Origin of the sequence: Pseudomonas sp. MF6396 (assembly GCF_002018915.1) — a bacterium.
In the GTDB taxonomy this organism is placed as follows: domain Bacteria; phylum Pseudomonadota; class Gammaproteobacteria; order Pseudomonadales; family Pseudomonadaceae; genus Aquipseudomonas; species Aquipseudomonas palmensis.
This window is the reverse complement of the sequence record NZ_MVOK01000046.1, coordinates 1-14,517: the sequence shown is the minus strand read 5'-3', so window position 1 is coordinate 14,517 and position 14,517 is coordinate 1. Positions and strand designations below refer to the sequence as shown.

Sequence of the window (14,517 nt, the reverse complement as noted above, 5' to 3'; positions counted from 1 at the left end):
GGTCAGGCCGGACGCGTAACTGGGAACCGATCGGCACCGTGTTGTTGAACCCGGATCGAGAGCAACAGAACGAGAAAATGGCGGCATAGTTAGACGGTTGACGCGACAACTACCTTGAAAAATGCCGGTGTGCGCTCCGGGGCGGCACGCACGAGCAGGATACGCATCACCTGGAGGTGCAGCGCCTTAACCCAGTTGAAGTAGGTACGCTCAGCACCCTCAGCCAACCCCACTTCCTGCATCTGCTCACGGATACTCAACGCGTACAGGTAACGGCATTGCGCAAGGTGGGCGAGTATCTTGCCGCGTGCATCCCGTCGATCCAGCTCGGCCAGCGCCGCGTCGACCTCTGCAGCAATGTGATCCAGACCGGCACCCCCGATAAGGATCCGCGTGCCAGGTGTGCCCCGAGGCGCATTGCCCTTCCATTCCATGATGCTACCCATCTGGCTGCCTAAACCGGCGCCAAGGCCGAGCTGGTTGCGCTGCTCTGCCCAATACTGCAACAGGCCATCAACGTCCTTCAGCATGGGGCAACCTCCCCCGAAAACCGTACCCAACACAAAACAGGGGCACCCAACACAAACCCAACACAAGAAAAAACCAATGAATACAGGGCACTAAAAGAAGTTGTGTTTAGTGTGTTGGGTTTGTTGGGTTTTTCAGTGCTCGCAAAGGAATTGCTTTTCTGCTGATAAGTAACCTTAAGAAAATACGCGCCCGCGCGTGCGCGAGAAAAAACCCAACACACCCACCACTCCCCCCGATAGGCCGCGTAATTCGCGGGCTCGAGGTGTGTCGACCTGCCAACACATACCCGACACCAACCCAACACACCCACCACAACCCGTGATTTTCTCATGCTGCCAACACCTTAACATGATCCCAGCTGTCCACGTTCCAACCAGCGAGCTTCGCCTTGGAACGCCAGAATTTGACGGTACTGCCCAGCTCGGCCGCCGATAACGTTGGGGGCAGGGAAGCATCAGGGTCATCGGGGAAAAAGAACGCCGCGAAACGCCGGTTGCTGCCATCGGTCCAAGGGATCGGCCGCGTCTTTTCGACCACTGAGCTGATGAACAGAGAGAACTTGGTCTGACTCATCGAATGCTCCTTGTTTCGCTGACACCACTCCAAGAACAGCGCATACAGGTCCGAGGTCATGCAGCAGCCCCATAACCCACGACCAAGATCGCCGCAACGCCATAGATGCATGAACGTCTGCCATGCCGCCCGACTCAAGGCCACCAGACGCTCCCGCGCCGGCGTGCTCGGCGGACGCGTGCGCTCGTTGAAGTCGCCTAGGTCAACGTTCAGCAACCAGGCGTACAACGCAGCCACACCACCGTTCTTCAACTCGGCGCCAATGGCCTTCTGTCGCTCGACGGGCAGCGTCTCCATCGGCCACATGACCAGCATGCGGCGGTCACTCTCGCTGATCGGCCAGGGCAGGATCTCGTTGCTGAGGAACACCGCGTTCATGTGGTTGGCTTCCTCCCAGCCGTTGATGAACTTGGATTCCATGCGCACCGTCTTGCCCGTCACCAAGTGCTTGATCTTGCCTACTTGGTTGTAGCGCTGATCGCGGCTGACAACTTCCTCGAACACTGCCCAGAGCTTGCGGCTCTGCCAGGCGTTGAACGAGCCTTCCAACTGGGTCTGCCCCACTGTGGCCGCGTATTGCCCGTACAGCTCACCCATTGCATCGGCGAACAGTAGGCTCTTACCGGAGCCCTCCATGATGGAGTGCATCAACACTGCCGTGTCCATCTTGGCGCCCAGGTGCTGCAGCGGGTAGGCCAACCAGCGTACCAGCCACTCTGTGGCGTCCTTTTCGTAGTTGCACAGAAACGAGATAAGCCACCGTAGGTTCTCGCAAGCAGCGTCATCGCGCACCGGCTCAAGCGGCAGCCCTTCGAAGGTGTTGATGTAGGTATTCGGGTCTTTGGTCATGGTCGGGTCGAAAACGATATTGTCGACGTCGACCACGCGCCGGTTGGGGCTGTTCAACCACAAGGCATAGGCATCACCCAGGGCCATCTTGGTGGCCCCTTCAGCAATGCGGCGTTTCTTTTCGCGGTCCCATACGTCCTTGGTGCCGTCGATATAGACGTACCTGTCGATAGGGGCGAGCCCGAGGGCACCGCCCTTCTTGGTGGTCATTCGGCGCAGTTGTTCGATTTCTTGCACCTGGTCGGAGGAAGTCAGACGCTTGTCGGCCAGCTCCATCCACTCCTTCGCTAGCGCCTTGCCGATCAGGGCTTCGAACCCCGACTTCTTCATCACCCGCGCTTTGTCCATGTCCCAGACATGCGTGGTGCCCTCGACCAGGGCGAACCGGCGGCGAACCTCGTCGAGCCCCATAGCCGTAGCCTCCCCCGCTCCCCCGGTGGCCGAGGAGCCGGCCGCGCTGGAGGTATCCTGTATCGATGGGGTCGGGGGAAGCTCGCCTAGCGGTGGGGGCTCTGGCGCCCGGCGGGGTTTGTCGATGCCAAGCAGCCGCGCAGCCGCCTTCGTTGCGGCCGAGGTGTCGCCGCCGTGCTCAAGAATGCAGTACACGTCGAAAGCATCGTTCTTGTGTCCGTTGGCCAGGGGGTCGGTACTGTGATGCGAGTACAACTTTCCATCAGTGATCGTCACGCCCGGCAGCCCACTGCTGCTCTGGGGACACAGCCACTTACCACCGTGCTTGGTGTAGCCATGATTGGCAATCAACGCCTCAAGGTCGTGGCACCGGTTGAACTCATCGATCACCTTGGGCAGTTGCGTGCCACCAGCTGCTGCACGCTTCGGCGCAGTAGCCGCCGGCCTGGTCGACTTCGGCGCCCAGGGGCAAATCGACAGGGCCCCGCGCTTGAAGATCTCCCACCCTTGCCAGATCGTCAGTAACTCGGCCGGCAGATCGGGCAAGCCCTCAGGGCTCGGCGGGGTGCGCCATACATACGGTTTGCCGGTACCGGGATGGATCGATGGAGGCAGCAAGTCCTGCACCAGGCCGGCGCGCAGCTCAAGCACCGTGAACGGTTTGTAAGGCTCAGCCGCCGCCTTAGCATCGGCCTCACCCGCAACATCACCAGCCTGCTTCGCCTTCTTAGCCTCAGCCATGAAGCCGCGAAAGATCGAGCCGTCAGGGTCCGACTCGTTTGGCCACGACAACGAATGACGGGTTAGCTCGACCCCGTCAGGCACCCGGAACATCACGCGAAAACGCGCCGGGTTGCCCACCACGGTCGGGTAGGCAACTGCTAGCGCATCAAGGTCCATCCCCAGCTGTTCCTGCAGGACGAACCGCGTCCACTGCACATCATCCACGTCCAGGGAACACACACGGCTGGGGCCGAGAACGACCCCGAGGTTATGGGTGGGGTATTGCTGCCAAAAGGTTTCTGCAGGCTCGGGGCTGGTGTAGTACCCACCTGGCTTGTTCCACCCGAGCCCTTTCGGGCCCTTCTCACCGGGTTCAATCGGGACTAGGGCGAGGCCAAACGTATCGATGTAGCGCCGCGCCCATGCGGCCATTGGCACTCCGTTGCGCTCACTCATCGACGCCGCTCCCGCAAGTCCTGGCAACTGGTGCACGTTTGGCAGCCAGGCACAGCCTGGTGGCGCAACAAAGGAATAACTACCCCGCAATCCTCGCAAAATTCAGCGCTGGGCTGCTGCGAAGGAAGAACACGGCGTCCGAGTGCGACCTGCAGCAGATAATCGGCCTGGTCATTGGCCCTGTCAGCTATATCAGCCATCGATATGATCCTCCATCGCCTGACGAGCACCGGCCATGATGCCCAGCACCTCGCGGATAACGTCCGCACCCTGCTTTTCCAGGTCCAGCACTTCGTGCAGTTCCCAGTGCTTGTCGGCGGCACCTTTATGCAGGCTTGCAACGAATTCACCGGCTTCACCCAGCAGCTTGCCGACAGCCTTCAGTGCCTCACGGCTGGCAGGTACGGGGATGGGGCGGTACCAGACCGCACCCGCTGGCCTGACCAAGGCATCAAGCAGGCGCGGGTCGGCGGTCAGCCGGACCATATCTTCCAGCTCGTCTGGAGTCAGCCAACGGCGCTCTTCGTCGTGCTTGAGCTTCTTTTGCAAGGCGTCGTTCTCGACGACCATTTCGAATGCCAGGCGCGTGATGCCGCCTGAATAGTCACGCCCAGCGCGATAAAGCGCATGGCGCAAAGAAAGGACCGGGCCAGCGCCCGGCAACAGATCAGTGCGACTCATAACCGTAAAACCCCTGTTTACGGTGTAGCCATAGGACTGGGTACGACCTATCCTACGACCACGACCGATGTGCTGTGCTAAACGTGCTGTGCGGCACGGTGCGTTGATTGAGTCGTCCGGTATGTCTTGTGGTGAGAAGACCGGACGGCGGGTTGCGGCGGTGCTATGCGCCGTCATAGCTGAGCTGGGGATCGTCTTGTGGTGAGAGGCCCCAGCTCGGCATCCTTCACGCGGCACCTGTGTCCGCGACTTTTTTCTGCTCTTCGTAAAACAGTTCGATTGCTTTACCAATCTCGTAACTGACCGTCGCGCCCTTCGTCGCCCTGCAGATAGTGGGCTGGGTGGTGCCGACGCGATCAGCTATTGCGCGCTGCGAAAAACCCAAAGCCATAAGCCTCTGAAGCATTTTCTGAATGGTCATCGCCCCACCTAATTCGTTATCGAATTTTTCGGATAATACCCATACGTATTAACTGTGGCAATACACTTTTGATACGTTTACGAATATGAGCAATGCACAGTGATTGGAAACCGAGTCGCCCAGCGCATGAAGGAGCTTGAGTTAACCGAAGCCGAGGTGTCCCGCAGAACTGGAGTACCTCAACCTACCGTTCACCGCATCCTTACTGGTGTTTCAGCCAGCCCGCGCCAAGCAAACGTTGAGAAAATTGCAAAGGCACTCGGGGTTACCAGCAACTGGCTTTGGCACGGAACCAACACACCGCCAGAAATCACTGTCATACCAAACGCCGGCTCAAACGTTGAACCAGGCCCGCGCATTAGGGGGTTAGTGCCATTGATCTCGTGGGTGCAAGCGGGCGCATGGTGTGAAATACAAGACGTTAAAGACCTACAAGATGCTGAGGTCTGGCTTCCATGTGCGGTCTCCCACAGTCACGCCACCTACGCGCTAAGGGTACGTGGCCTATCAATGTTCAATCCCCACGAGCGCCGCTCCTTTCGAGAAGGAGACATCATCTTCGTGGACCCAGCAAAGGAATGCGAAAACGGCTCGCTCATCATCGCCAAACTGGCGGACAGCCAAGAAGCCACCTTCAAGCAGTTGGTGATCGAGGGCAGCCGCCAATTCTTGAAGCCCCTCAATCCCCTTTGGCCAGATCCGATCATTGAGCTTCCAGAAGACGCGACCATCTGCGGTGTTGTCATTTCCAAGCTAGAAATTTTCTAGGTCACTGCAAATACCATTGTGTTATTCGATTAGGTATTGACCGAAAAAATTCGTTTGAGTATCGTTCGGCTCGTCACCCTCTCACCACAGAGATTCGAGCCATGCCAAAACCACGGCAATGCCAAGTATTCCTGCACCCAACAGTGTGCAGCAGTCGCTTGGCTGTACACGCAATTCAGCAACGTATCGGGCGACTGATCATCACCACGCCGAAAGGCAATGCGCAGGCTGTCAGCCCTGCCACCGACCAGCTCGGGGGTAATTCGGCATGAGCGCCTTCGTCGTCCCTTTCCCTAAGCAAGACCTGTTGCACCAGGTGCTTGCTGCAGGCGGCACCATCACGTGCCCTCTCTATCGTCCTACAACGCAGTTTGACGCCGATGTTGAGGTCGAGTTGAGCGATGAACATGCATACATCAAGGTAGCGTTTCGGGGGCTGACGGGATCACTGACCCTTCCACGCGGCGACCGGGCCAACCATCTGCACCTGCGCGACTTCATTCAGGACTTAGCCAACGGCCGTACAGAGGCCGGACGCACTCAACAAGCCATTGCCCTGATGGAAGCACTCGACCACGTAGGCACGGTGCTACGGCCCGGCCAGGTTGTGTACATCACCCCCACCATATCGGAAGTGCATCCCTTCGGCGCAGTGGTCACGAACGGGCTGGGTGAAGTGTGCGCAGCAGCCATGGGCAGCAGCAAAGAGCACCTAGCCGAGCTGATCAGCCACAAGCTGCAACGTTATCCCAAGGGGACCGGGGAGCACGCATGAGCGACACGCTAGCCCAGTTGCGACGCCAGTGGACCACGCCATGCCCAACCTTGAGCGCAGTACGGGAGCACTACTTCCCGCACATCAAGACGGATCGGCACCTGCGCAACCTGATCAACGCCGGCCGTATTCCACTCAAGCTGAGCAAGCTGCACCGCTCTGTACGCGCTGAGCACGTGGTTTACCTGCATGAACTCGCTGCCTATCTGGACGCACAAGCCCAGTCAGCGGCATGACAAGGCGGCCCCGGCCAACAGGGGCAATCGCCCTGCCGCTCTCACCACGGCTTACACCAGCGGCGGGCACACTTTGGAGCACAGCACATGCAACCACAGCAAATCATCCTTGCCCTGGCCACCCTCTGGCTGTTCACGCTGGTGGCACTGCCATTTCTGTTCAACGCAGCTTGCCGTCGAGCAAAGGAAAGCGGCTTAGCCGCGGGGCTCGTACAGCGGGAAGCCGACCATGCCAGGCAGATCGCCGCCCTGAACGCGGACATTGACGCCATCGCTCAGGAACGCCTGACAGAACAGCGGGCGCACCTGCTGGCAACGAGTCAGCGGCTGGCCCACATCGAAGAACTTGAAGCCAGAATCATGTCGTACACCGGGCTCGCCGTGACGAAGGCTGATTACGAACACCTTACAAACGCTGCGGAAACACTGCGCCTTGCCCGCAACACCTGGCAAAAGCTGCAAGGCACCGAGCCGTGGTGTGCACGCGCATACGCCGAATGCCAAGGCCTCCTGAAACTCGCCAGTCGTGTGCATGCAGAATTGCGCACCAGCCCCAGCTCGGCCATCCAGCAAGGAGATGCGGCATGAGCCCCAGGCCGCGCATGGCCACCCACGGCCTCGATCTGCCGACAATGTGCGACATCTGCGGCAAAGCGCGCTCGACCCGCAACCACGCCAGCTGCAGCAAGATCCGCCAGCAACGAAAGAACATCGAGTGGCAATCCTACATGGCCAACGTGACCGCAAAGAAACTCCAGCGGGCCCAACGCCTGCGCCCCCTTCGGTAAGTCGGAGAGTATTTTATGGCCAAGCAAAAAGTTAAACCCATCCACGAAGCAAGCAATCAGACTTCCGAAGCTGTGCAACTTCTCATCACACCAGCAGTATGGATTCGGAAGGAGCTACTGTTTCCCGTTTTCGGACTGAGCACCGAGGCCGTACGCAAGTATCGTGACCGTGGTATCTGGCTGGAAGAGAAACAATGGCGCACTGACCCGGCTAATGTCATTGTTTACAACCGCGTTGAAATCGAAAAGTGGATGGCCGGCCATCCATGAAAGAGAAGCTACCACCAGGCGTCGACACCTTGCCGAAAGGCATCGACATCAATGGCAACCTTCTGCGGATCGCCTTCATGTATGAAGGCGAACGCCGCCGAGAGCCGCTGCGCAGTGTCGCCAAAATCAACAAGGCGGCAATCGCATATGCGGATAACAAGCGCAGGACAATACTTGCCGAAATACGGGATGGTCGCTTTGATTATGCGGCCCACTTTCCCGAATCAAGCTGGCTCAAAGCACGTATTGAGGAACAGGTACAGCCTGAGAAACGCACGGTTGCTGAAGGAATAAAGCGCTGGCTTGAGGTTCAGAAGGTTAAGCGCGCAAACAGCACATTTATAAACTATAGAAGCAAGTCCAAGCATGTAAAACAGAAGTTTGGTGATCGAACCATATCAACCGTTTCAAAGAGCGACATTGAATTATTTCAAGCAGAACTACTGAGTTCAGGACTGAGCCCCAAGACGGTCAATGACATTTTCACTATCGTGCGCGGAGTATGGGCGGACGCATTCAGCGACGAGATCATCAAGTCCGATCCTATGGCGCGCATAGAGAACATTCAGTCTGATGCTGACGTTGAGTTTGCCGATCCATTCACCCGCAGCGAAATAGATCGCATAGCTGAGGCAGACCCTGAGCGCACGCCGGACAGCCGGATGATTGTCTTCAACTGCTGGGCCGGGCTTTCCCTGTCCGAGCTAATTGCTCTCGCTGTGGAGGACGTCGACCTTGAGGCAGGCACCATTCGGATCCGCCGAGCGCTGGTCACCGGCGAATTCAAAGTACCCAAGGAACGCTCCAGAATCCGCACAGTGGAATTGATCCATCCTGCTCTGGTCCTGATGAAAACGATAGCGCGAGAGGCCAGTAGGCTTGCAGCAGAAGACATTACTGTGACTCAGCGGGATAACATCACCAGGAAGCATGAGCGCGTGCGCTTTCTGTTCCGTAGCTCGACCAGCGGGCTTCTATGGAGCGGCAAGACGGTTAGCAACTGGTTCACCGCCCATCTTGAAAAGGCAGGTATACGTCATCGGGGTGCCAACCAGGCACGCCACACGTTCGCGAGCCAAGCGCTATCGAGCTATGTTCCGATTGAGTGGGTTGCCCGCCAACTCGGCCACAGCGACACGACGATGGTACGCAAGCACTACGGCCGTTGGATATCGAAGGACACTAAAAGCATGGCAGATATCGTATCGAAGATGATGGGGCTGTCAGAGCCTCAGCCGTGATCATTAACGCCCAGCACGGACCCGTTCGATAAATTCCTCAAGCTCGTCCGGCGAAAAGCGCGGCAACATTAATTTTTCAAAAAGATGAGGCTCACCCTTTTCAAACTTAATACTTCTAGCGCCCTTGGCAGAAAATTTTATGTCGAGGGCGCTCCCCACCATCTCCAGCGCAACATCTATACTTTTAATGCCCTCATCAAGAACCAAAAGCAGGTTCTCTGTAACATGATATAGCGCCAAAACACGGCCTGGCTCAACCGCTCGCAATAGATGTCTAAAATCATAATTCATATCACTATTTAGACCAGCCTCGGTAACTTTTTCCCGAAAAGCGTACAAAGCCTTGTTGCGCTCTTTAAAATTCTCAAAACAAGCAAAATATCGCTGATCACCAAGCAAAAGCTCTTGAATTGCTTCTGCCGCCCCCACATCTGCAAGCAAGTTGAGTATCCTATTATCTACCTGCTCTTTGATTGCTGGCGACTCAGGCAATGGTCCAATGGAAACAAATCGGTGCCCCCTATCCTCAAAAGGAAGCACTGATGCTTTCTTGATAGAAACCAATTCAGACAACTTATTGATTAGCTGAAACTTGACCAGCCGCAGAGCATTAACTGACTCTTTAAATTCCTTATCAGCTTCGGCTCTTTTTTGGAATTTATACGCAGCGAGAGCACCTAAACCAGCGCCACCAAGACCGGTAAAAACTGGCCCCAAGACATCCTTTGAATAAGAAATCAAGGCCTGATCAACAAGGCTACTGGCTGGCGGCCAGAAAGCAAAGGCGAATAGAACTATCTGAAAGGCGCCGAAAATCCCCAAAAAAAATCCTACGCCAAAATCATTCCACTTCATCTATTTTGTCGCACCGCCGCCCGGCAGCCCTCCTCCATAAGTAAATCGCCACTCCTACCCCCGAGGACCGATCCACCGGCGCGGCCTGATGAGGCCTGACCGGGCCTATTGAAGCTGAATTATGCCCTAGATTTGCCCTAAACTCAGTTACCAAAACGACGAAACCCCCGAAAGCTCAAGGCTTTCGGGGGTTTCGACTACTTCGTATATGGCGGAGAGATAGGGATTTGAACCCTAGGTACTGTTGCCAGTACAACGGATTTCGAATCCGTTTTCGCCCTCAATTAATTTTACGAGAAAATCGTAAAACCCAATAAAATCAGTAGCTTCAACACAGGGTAACGCAGCGGAATTCCACACCATTCGGGGGATTCATTCCCCCAAAATTCCCCCAGCACTGAATGGGCACAACGCCACTAGACTCCGCAGCCCTTCTTCGGCATGATGCGCCCAATCACGACGCCATCGGCATTCACTGATGGCGCCATCGAACCGGTTGGGTGCCGTGCCCTGTGTCTGGTAAACACAAAATAGCGGCGCAGTCTGAGCCAGCCGCTTCCCGACCAACCGCTGTAAGGGACTGAGGTGGCAAGTTCTGGGAGGGCGTACGATGAGTATGACCGAACTGAACGGTTCAGAGGCTCTCGCTCAGCGCATTCATGCGTTCGGCGCAGCAGCAGCGGCACTCTGTGCTGCTGGTGTAGATCCAGTAACCGCTACAGTACTGGTGCTCTGTGCTAGCTTCGTGCTGGCCAAAGTAAGAGCCTAAGGCTGGAGCCACCCCCCCTGCTGGCGGGCAGGGGGCGGCTCATTTAATACTCCCCATCAGCGACAGCTATACAGCGCCAATGCCTGCTCAATCTCGCAGCCGGCACAATCACCATTAGAACAACTGCCCCAGCTGGCTCGGCTCCCAGTTCATGATCACCAGCTCGGTGGTCACATCAGCCTGGCCGTTGCGCTGATTCGCCGTGGTGTATCGGATATCCAACTGCTCGAAGTGAAACCCGTCGAACGCCCGTCGGATGTCCGGATGATCGTTGATGCTGACCATCACCCTGCCTTTGCAATTGCGCATAAAGGCCGCCATGCGCTCGTACTCGCCGAAGGGGAAGTCGACACCGTAACCAGCGGTCTGCCAGTAGGGTGGGTCCATGTAGAAGAAGGTATGCGCGCGGTCGTAGCGCTCGGCGCAGTCGAGCCATGGCAAGTTTTCAATGTAGGTGCCAGCGAGGCGCTGCCAAGCAGACGACAGGTTCTCCTCAATGCGCATCAGGTTGATCGCCGGACCTGTGGTGGCGGTACCGAATGTCTGCCCGGTGACCTTGCCACCGAAGGCGTGTTGCTGCAGGTAGAAGAAGCGGGCAGCTCGCTGGATGTCGGTCAGCGTTTCCGGGCGGGCCATCTTCTGCCACTCGAAGATCTGCCGCGACGACAACGCCCACTTGAATTGCCGCACGAACTCTTCCAGGTGGTTCTGCACCACTCTGTAGAGGTTCACCAGATCGCCGTTCAGGTCATTCAGCACCTCGACCTGAGCGGGCTGAGGGCGCATGAAGAACAGCGCCGCGCCGCCGGCGAACACCTCGACGTAGCACTCATGGGCTGGAAACAGGGGGATTAAGCGGTCAGCCAGGCGGCGCTTGCCTCCCATCCACGGAATAATCGGGTTACTCACATCGGCTCTCTTTTTCAGGGGCCGGGCCTGCTGGCTCTCGAGGTGCTCGAAGGTGGGCCTTTGGAAATACGCGTGAACTGGGGTCTCCAGTCAACGCCATTGGGGTGTAACTACGCTATCGGCAAGCGGAAACCGCTGCCTCCAGTAATTTCTCGTATCCGATCCTCTGTCGTCGTTCGGCCAGTAGTGCCCTCACCTTCACCTCCAGACTGTCGGTATTGCGCAGGCCTGCAGCTGCCCATGGCGGCACTGCGACCTCCGGCGCGCGGCACGGCACCTGCACCGGCACCTCGGCGCGCACGTATTGGACTTGTGGCGGCGCCTGGGTCGCACACCCCGCCAGCAGCAGGCAGGCCAGCACCACCTGCAGGACCTGCACTTTTTTCCAGGTCCTGCAGGTTTTCGGGCGAACTGCACTTTTTTCCAGCACCTGCGCCTTCATAGGCCCAGCTCCTTGTCGATGATCGAGGCGGCCGCCACGCACTGGTCCCCGCCGGTGCGTTCCTGCTGCAGGCGGTTCGCCGCCGCGTAGTCATCCTGGGCGCTCGCCCTGGCCTCACTGACCGCTTGCTCTGCCCTGGCCTGGCGCTCGCTCGAGGCCAGTGACAGCTCGCCCAGGGCTTTGCCCTGCTCCGCCGCCAGACCTGCGAGGTTCTCGCGCGCGGCGGCGCACACGGATGCCTGGTCCTGCACCTGATCGAGAGCCGGGCGAAAGTGGCTGGTGGTGGCCCATGTGCCCACTACGATGCCGAGCAGGATTAACAGGCCGCCGCCAGCGAGGCGCAGCGCCAGGCCGCTCACGCCAGCGCCCTGCGCACGCCTTCATCTATCACCGCTGCCGAGTACGGGTTGCTGCCGTTCTCATGCACGATGATGCCCAGCACGGTCTCGCGCAGGGTTCTGGGGTCGGCCATGTTGATCGAGTCGCGCACGCCGACGCCCAGGCGCTTGGCTATCGCTGCTGCGTATGCCTGGGTGTTGTTCTCGTTGCTGGGCGCCCAACGGCTGATGAATTCCAGCGGGGTATCGATACCGGGCTTTCCGGCGCCAGGGATGCCGTCCTTGCCTCGGTAGTTGAGCAGCAGCTTGCCCAGGGCGCGGATGCCGTTCTCTACTGTGTCGAACCGGGCGAACCGTGGCTTCGGTACACCCAGCTCCAGGCCAAGTTGGCCTTGCCATGTGTTGCGGGGGTTGTAGTCGATGTTTCCGGGGTTGTTGTTGCGTACGCCGCGGGGGAGCGATTGGGTCATGGATTTTTCTCCAGGCAATAAAAAACCCGCTCACGGCGGGTATCTGTGTTCGGCTGTGATCAGGCCGGCGGCGCGGGCCAGTCGATATCGGTCGGGTAACCTGGCTGGTCAGGCAGGCGGTTCAGCGCGACCCGGTATTTCTTCCAGGCCTTCAGCGCAGTGGCTTCAGCCTCGGTTGCGTCGTCGAGGTCGACCGCATCCTGCAGCGGTGCGATTGCCGAGTCGGCAGCGCCTCGTTGAGCGGCGATTTCTGCTTGCACGCCGGCCAGGTGCTGCGCTGCAGCGGCTTCACGCTTCATTTCTGCAGTGACCATCTGGCTCCAGTCGATCGAGCCGATGGTATCTGGCCAGGAAACCTCAGGCTGCTCGGGCTTGGGGTCGAAGTCTGTGGGGAGCTGCACGCGGCCATCTGGTGGATTGACGATATCCACCGGGAACCGTGACTGCTCGCTGGCCTGAGCGCCGTGAGGGAGCCTGACGGTCAACGTAAGCCCCCCATCGATCCGCTGGACTGGCCCATACAGCCACGGGCAGCCCGTCGCAGTAGCGGGCAGCATCGCGCCGTCGGGCAGGGCTTCGAAATCGAGCTTCATGCCGTTGATCGTGATCGATTCGCCGCTCCTGCTGAGCACGAGTGTTTCGTCTGCACTGAACGGTGACAATTTAATGCGCATCAGTACCACCTCCCTTGCACAACAATGTTTATGGTTCTCACCGGTACGCCAGGGGATGAAGTGAAGTAGGCCCTAGCGGTGATTTTTTGGGGCTCTACCCGGCCAGAAATCAGAAATGAGCTTTCTATAGCGTCATTGCCCGAAAGGACAGCGCTGCCAGCAATGAACGTAATCGGGGTCGGGGAGACCATAAAATCGGAGACGTACAGGCCCGCGACAGAAGAAAAAGACGTGGTGGTTACTGCCATCTCGGCGGTCGCACTGCCGTCCGCATACTTCACGTATCTGCCATTGGTATTGCTGCCCCTCTCAAATATCGCACCCGTGGGTACGCCGCCCGATTGACTCACTGTGCCGACGATATCAGCCGTTGCAGCAGCCTTTAGGCCCAGGCCTGTCCTGGCGGTCGCTTGTGTGCTGCCGCCTGTACCGCCCTGAGCGACGCTCAGCGCGGTTGTCATGCCGGTCAGTGACGTGATGTCGCTATTCGCCCCGCGCGCCGCGGCGCCGATGTTCTCCCGAAGTTGCGGTGCGGTCGTGGCGCCGCCGAGAACAGCCAGGGTCGATCCGAACTGCTCAACGATCTGCCGAAGGCGGTCGGCTGCTTCTTTGACATACCCCTGCATGGGCGCGAGGCCGTAGGTGCCGGCCGCGATGGTGGCACCTTGATAGGCAGGATAAATTGAAAGCACTGTACCGCTTACGATGTTCGTTACTTCATACCAGCGGCCATCAGGCCCCTGCAAAGCATCGCCGACGCGAGAGTTCGCCGCGAAGTTTGTACCGGTACCGGTCACTGTTGTTTGCCCGGCCACGATTGCGACCGTCCCTTCTCTGTACCAGGGCATAAATTCTCCAGGCAATAAAAAACCCGCTGCGGCGGGTAATGTTGATTTTCGAATGCGACTGTTATGTCCCTGGCAAACGAGCGAAAACAGCCCCGGGCTGCCCCAGATCACTCCAGCCTGTTGTCCCGACTGAATAGATTTGCAGCCGGTTGATTGAGTAATTGAATCTTGCACCACACCAATTTGTGAGGATCTGGTTGGGCGCCATGAGCCCACGAGAAAACGGGTTGATCATGAAGTACTCGTCCGAAGCCAGAGCCCCCACAGCGGCGCACAGGTAGTAGTAGGCATTCCCCAGTGCCAGCTGGACCATGCCCTGATAGCTCCATGAGTTTGTGGCCTTGGTGAATATGATCGGAGTGGACCCGGAGTCGTAGATGATGACTCCGGCCTCGTCCCACATCCTCAACCCCCAACTCGCTGCTGAGCGGCTGGCAAATACAGCTGCAAACCACTTCCCGGTGGGCCGCCAGGTCACATTGCCGCTCT

The 14,517-nt window shown here is 58.2% G+C and carries 21 protein-coding genes; 8 read left to right on the top strand and 13 right to left on the bottom strand.

Features of this window, described 5'->3' with window-relative positions; all coding sequences use genetic code 11:
- Window positions 1-89: 89 nt before the first annotated feature.
- From MF6396_RS27000 to MF6396_RS26980, 5 genes are all read right to left on the bottom strand, one after another.
- Window positions 90-530 (bottom strand): hypothetical protein, encoded by a 441-nt coding sequence (locus MF6396_RS27000; RefSeq protein ID WP_238596492.1) that lies wholly within the window; start codon window positions 528-530, stop codon window positions 90-92.
- Window positions 531-858: 328 nt separating this feature from the next.
- Window positions 859-3,543, bottom strand: a complete 2,685-nt coding sequence (locus MF6396_RS26995) for a DUF5906 domain-containing protein (RefSeq protein ID WP_078481955.1) — start codon at window positions 3,541-3,543, stop codon at window positions 859-861.
- Window positions 3,540-3,743: a TraR/DksA C4-type zinc finger protein gene (locus MF6396_RS26990; protein ID WP_078481954.1), complete on the bottom strand. Its 204-nt coding sequence runs from the start codon at window positions 3,741-3,743 to the stop codon at window positions 3,540-3,542. The genes MF6396_RS26995 and MF6396_RS26990 overlap by 4 nt, the downstream gene beginning before the upstream one ends.
- Entirely contained in the window at window positions 3,736-4,224 is a 489-nt protein-coding gene (locus tag MF6396_RS26985) for a phage regulatory CII family protein (protein ID WP_043863292.1), read from the bottom strand. The genes MF6396_RS26990 and MF6396_RS26985 overlap by 8 nt, the downstream gene beginning before the upstream one ends.
- Window positions 4,225-4,450: 226 nt before the next feature.
- Window positions 4,451-4,645, bottom strand: coding sequence for a hypothetical protein (locus MF6396_RS26980; protein ID WP_043863291.1), 195 nt, complete (start codon window positions 4,643-4,645; stop codon window positions 4,451-4,453).
- A gap of 99 nt (window positions 4,646-4,744) precedes the next feature.
- Here MF6396_RS26980 and MF6396_RS26975 point away from each other — a divergent pair, with 99 nt between their 5' ends.
- From MF6396_RS26975 to MF6396_RS26945, 7 genes are all read left to right on the top strand, one after another.
- Window positions 4,745-5,413 (top strand): LexA family protein, encoded by a 669-nt coding sequence (locus MF6396_RS26975; RefSeq protein WP_052504293.1) that lies wholly within the window; start codon window positions 4,745-4,747, stop codon window positions 5,411-5,413.
- A gap of 268 nt (window positions 5,414-5,681) precedes the next feature.
- On the top strand, window positions 5,682-6,188 hold the full coding sequence (locus MF6396_RS26970; protein WP_078481953.1) for a hypothetical protein: 507 nt from the start codon (window positions 5,682-5,684) through the stop codon (window positions 6,186-6,188).
- A complete protein-coding gene (locus MF6396_RS26965) occupies window positions 6,185-6,424 on the top strand; it encodes a pyocin activator PrtN family protein (RefSeq protein WP_043863288.1) in 240 nt (79 codons plus the stop codon). Before MF6396_RS26970 ends, MF6396_RS26965 begins: the two co-directional genes overlap by 4 nt.
- 87 nt (window positions 6,425-6,511) lie before the next feature.
- Complete coding sequence (locus MF6396_RS26960; RefSeq protein ID WP_078481952.1) at window positions 6,512-7,012, top strand: hypothetical protein; 501 nt, start codon at window positions 6,512-6,514, stop codon at window positions 7,010-7,012.
- Window positions 7,009-7,212 carry a hypothetical protein gene (locus tag MF6396_RS26955; RefSeq protein ID WP_177346357.1) on the top strand — a complete coding sequence of 68 codons (204 nt, stop codon included), beginning with the start codon at window positions 7,009-7,011 and terminating at the stop codon, window positions 7,210-7,212. Before MF6396_RS26960 ends, MF6396_RS26955 begins: the two co-directional genes overlap by 4 nt.
- Before the next feature lie 15 nt (window positions 7,213-7,227).
- Window positions 7,228-7,482 (top strand): hypothetical protein, encoded by a 255-nt coding sequence (locus tag MF6396_RS26950; RefSeq protein ID WP_078481951.1) that lies wholly within the window; start codon window positions 7,228-7,230, stop codon window positions 7,480-7,482.
- Window positions 7,479-8,723: a site-specific integrase gene (locus tag MF6396_RS26945; RefSeq protein WP_078481950.1), complete on the top strand. Its 1,245-nt coding sequence runs from the start codon at window positions 7,479-7,481 to the stop codon at window positions 8,721-8,723. The genes MF6396_RS26950 and MF6396_RS26945 overlap by 4 nt, the downstream gene beginning before the upstream one ends.
- A 3-nt stretch (window positions 8,724-8,726) precedes the next feature.
- Here the strand turns inward: MF6396_RS26945 and MF6396_RS26940 are convergent, their stop codons facing one another.
- On the bottom strand, window positions 8,727-9,578 hold the full coding sequence (locus MF6396_RS26940; RefSeq protein WP_078481949.1) for a hypothetical protein: 852 nt from the start codon (window positions 9,576-9,578) through the stop codon (window positions 8,727-8,729).
- A gap of 610 nt (window positions 9,579-10,188) precedes the next feature.
- Here MF6396_RS26940 and MF6396_RS28730 point away from each other — a divergent pair.
- Window positions 10,189-10,347 carry a hypothetical protein gene (locus tag MF6396_RS28730; protein WP_161493050.1) on the top strand — a complete coding sequence of 53 codons (159 nt, stop codon included), beginning with the start codon at window positions 10,189-10,191 and terminating at the stop codon, window positions 10,345-10,347.
- A 114-nt stretch (window positions 10,348-10,461) separates the two neighbouring features.
- Here the strand turns inward: MF6396_RS28730 and MF6396_RS26935 are convergent, their stop codons facing one another.
- The 7 genes from MF6396_RS26935 to MF6396_RS29145 form a co-directional block, all read right to left on the bottom strand.
- Window positions 10,462-11,256 (bottom strand): DNA adenine methylase, encoded by a 795-nt coding sequence (locus MF6396_RS26935; RefSeq protein WP_078481948.1) that lies wholly within the window; start codon window positions 11,254-11,256, stop codon window positions 10,462-10,464.
- 115 nt (window positions 11,257-11,371) lie between these two features.
- Window positions 11,372-11,698 carry a hypothetical protein gene (locus MF6396_RS26930; RefSeq protein WP_238596491.1) on the bottom strand — a complete coding sequence of 109 codons (327 nt, stop codon included), beginning with the start codon at window positions 11,696-11,698 and terminating at the stop codon, window positions 11,372-11,374.
- Window positions 11,695-12,057 carry a hypothetical protein gene (locus tag MF6396_RS26925; RefSeq protein ID WP_078481947.1) on the bottom strand — a complete coding sequence of 121 codons (363 nt, stop codon included), beginning with the start codon at window positions 12,055-12,057 and terminating at the stop codon, window positions 11,695-11,697. Before MF6396_RS26925 ends, MF6396_RS26930 begins: the two co-directional genes overlap by 4 nt.
- Window positions 12,054-12,506, bottom strand: a complete 453-nt coding sequence (locus MF6396_RS26920) for a structural protein P5 (RefSeq protein ID WP_078481946.1) — start codon at window positions 12,504-12,506, stop codon at window positions 12,054-12,056. Before MF6396_RS26920 ends, MF6396_RS26925 begins: the two co-directional genes overlap by 4 nt.
- A 59-nt stretch (window positions 12,507-12,565) precedes the next feature.
- The gene (locus MF6396_RS29255; RefSeq protein WP_274521396.1) at window positions 12,566-13,180 is read right to left on the bottom strand and encodes a tail fiber assembly protein; all 615 of its coding nucleotides are present in this window, start codon (window positions 13,178-13,180) and stop codon (window positions 12,566-12,568) included.
- A complete protein-coding gene (locus tag MF6396_RS28870) occupies window positions 13,180-14,028 on the bottom strand; it encodes a phage tail protein (RefSeq protein WP_238596490.1) in 849 nt (282 codons plus the stop codon). Before MF6396_RS28870 ends, MF6396_RS29255 begins: the two co-directional genes overlap by 1 nt.
- Before the next feature lie 61 nt (window positions 14,029-14,089).
- A partial coding sequence (locus MF6396_RS29145; protein ID WP_238596488.1) for a hypothetical protein occupies window positions 14,090-14,517 on the bottom strand: 428 nt, incomplete at its 5' end.